The organism is Fundidesulfovibrio sp., assembly GCF_058402725.1.
This window is the reverse complement of the sequence record NZ_JBZVFJ010000356.1, coordinates 1-2,261: the sequence shown is the minus strand read 5'-3', so window position 1 is coordinate 2,261 and position 2,261 is coordinate 1. Positions and strand designations below refer to the sequence as shown.

The window sequence follows — 2,261 nt, the reverse complement described above, 5'->3', positions numbered from 1 at the left end:
GCTCTTCCCCAAGGGCGAGGAGGTCAAAAGCCCCGTGGTGCTGCGCGACCTCTTCACCTCGGGCCAGCTGGAGCAGGCGGCGAAGGAGGCCTTCGGCCGTGCGCAATAAGTTCCTGGGAACGGGCGAGCCCGGCTTCAACCCCTGGCGCAAGATCAAGGTGATCGTTTCGGGGCTGCGCTTCGCGGTGCTCTGCGACTGGTCCGTGGCCTACAAGGTGGTGCTCTCGGCGCTGGTGCTGGTCTTGAGTTTCGTCTACCGGGCCTGGGTGGACGCGCTCCTGGTGCTCCTGGCCACGGCCGTTATGCTGGCCTCGGAGATCTTCAACAGCGCCGTGGAGGCCGTGTGCGACTACCTCCAGACCGCCGAGGACGCCAAGATCAAGGCCATCAAGGACATGGCCGCCGCGGCCACGGGGGTGTGCATCCTGGCCTGGCTCCCGGTGCTGGTCTTCGAGGCCCTGAACATCTTCGGCATCCATCTGACGTAAAAGGAAGCGACACGCATGGAAAAGGACGCGCCCGACTGGACTCCCGGGCTGGCCATGGGCAATCCCGACATCGACGACCAACACCGGATGCTCTTCCAGATGATCCGCGAACTCGACGCCCGCATGGCCGGAGGCGAACACCGCCAGGCCGTGCTGGACGCCCTGCAGGGCATGCTGGCCTACGCCGCGACGCACTTCGAGGACGAGGAGGAGCTCATGGAGGACGCGGGCTGGGAAGGCCTGGCCCGTCACGAGGGGCTCCACGCCGAGTTCCTTTGGCGCGCCGGGGACTTTGAAACCCGCGTCAAGGAGGACAGCGCCACGGCCTCCCGCGAGGTGCTGGACTACCTGCTGCGCTGGCTGGTGGAGCACATCCACGTGGAGGACCGCTCCTTCTTCCAGCGCGCCTAGTGTCGTGATTTTGAAAAACATGAAATGTTTTTCAAAATTAAAATCAATGGTTTTGTATGATTGCCTCAAGAGTCCGTATGGACGGATTTTGAGGACGCAACACTAGAACGGGGCTTCGCGCCCGCCGTCCCGCTCAGGGCCGGATGCGCAGCAGGCGCAGCCCGTTGAAGATCACGAAGAGCGAGGCGCCCAGGTCCGCCAGGATGGCCGTCCAGAGTGTGGCCATCTGGAGCCCCGCCAGCGTGAGGAAGACCGCCTTCACCCCCAGGGCGAAGGCGATGTTGGCCTTCACCGTGCCCAGGGCGCGCCGCGAGTGCCGCACCAGCCAGGGCAGCTTGGAGAGATCGTCGGACATGAGGGCCACGTCCGCCGTCTCGATGGCCGCGTCGCTCCCGGCCGCGCCCATGGCCACGCCCAGGTGCGCGGCGGCCAGGGCGGGGGCGTCGTTCACGCCGTCGCCCACCATGGCCACCCGTCGGCCCGACGCCGCCATCTGCGCCACCGCGCGGGCCTTGTCCTCGGGCAGGAGTTCCGCCCGGAAGTCCGTCACCCCTGCCTGGGCCGCGATCCGGGCCGCCGCGCGGGGGTTGTCCCCCGTGAGCATCACCACCTCGGCCACGCCCTCCGCCAGGAGGCGGCGCACCGCGTCGGCCGCCTGGGGGCGCGCCTGGTCCTCCACCGAGAGACAGCCCAGGGCCTTCTCCCGCGACCACACGAACACCACCGTCCCGGCCGAGGCTTCGGCCTGGGCCAGGGCGCGGGCGAGTTCCGGGGATTCCGGGGCGTCGCCGCTTTCGGCCAGGAAGCGGGCGTTGCCCAAGGACCATTGCGTCGCGTCGATGACCCCGCGCACCCCTAGGCCGGGGCGCGACAGGACGTCCTCCGCCACGGCGGGCGCGACGCCCCGGGACGCCGCGTTCTCCAGGACGGCCCGGGCCACCGGGTGGCTGCTCCGGGACTCCAGCCCGGCGGCCACGGCCAGAAGCTCCCGCTCCGAAACGCCCGCGAAGGGCAGGGCTTCCGTCACGGCCGGACGGCCCAGGGTCAGCGTGCCGGTCTTGTCCAGGGCCACGGCGTCCAGGGTGGCGGGAATCTCCAGGAAGACCCCGCCCTTCACCAGCACCCCGTTGCGCGCCGCCGAGGCCAGGGCCGCCACCACGCTCACGGGCGTGGAGATCACCAGGGCGCACGGGCAGGAGATCACCAGGATCACCAGGGCCTCGTAGAACCAGCGGCCCCAGTCGCCGCCCAGGAAAAGCGGCGGGACCACGGCGGAGAGCGCCGCCACGCCCATCATCACCGGCGTGTACACCGCCGCGAAGCGCTCCACCCATTGCACCGACCGGGCGCGACGGGAGCGGG

General features: G+C 69.6%; 3 protein-coding genes. 2 read left to right on the top strand and 1 reads right to left on the bottom strand.

Translation table 11 applies throughout. The annotated features are described in order from the left end of the window. The first annotated feature begins 98 nt into the window (after positions 1-98). Together ACV4UX_RS19600 and ACV4UX_RS19595 are read left to right on the top strand one after the other, a co-directional pair. Positions 99-488, top strand: a complete 390-nt coding sequence (locus ACV4UX_RS19600) for a diacylglycerol kinase (protein WP_491594954.1) — start codon at positions 99-101, stop codon at positions 486-488. A 15-nt stretch (positions 489-503) separates the two neighbouring features. After that, complete coding sequence (locus tag ACV4UX_RS19595) at positions 504-899, top strand: bacteriohemerythrin (RefSeq protein ID WP_491594953.1); 396 nt, start codon at positions 504-506, stop codon at positions 897-899. Positions 900-1,032: 133 nt separating this feature from the next. On the opposite strand, the gene ACV4UX_RS19590 is transcribed toward ACV4UX_RS19595, so the two are convergent. Beyond that, positions 1,033-2,261: heavy metal translocating P-type ATPase (locus ACV4UX_RS19590; RefSeq protein WP_491594952.1), on the bottom strand; the 1,229-nt coding region annotated here is incomplete at its 5' end.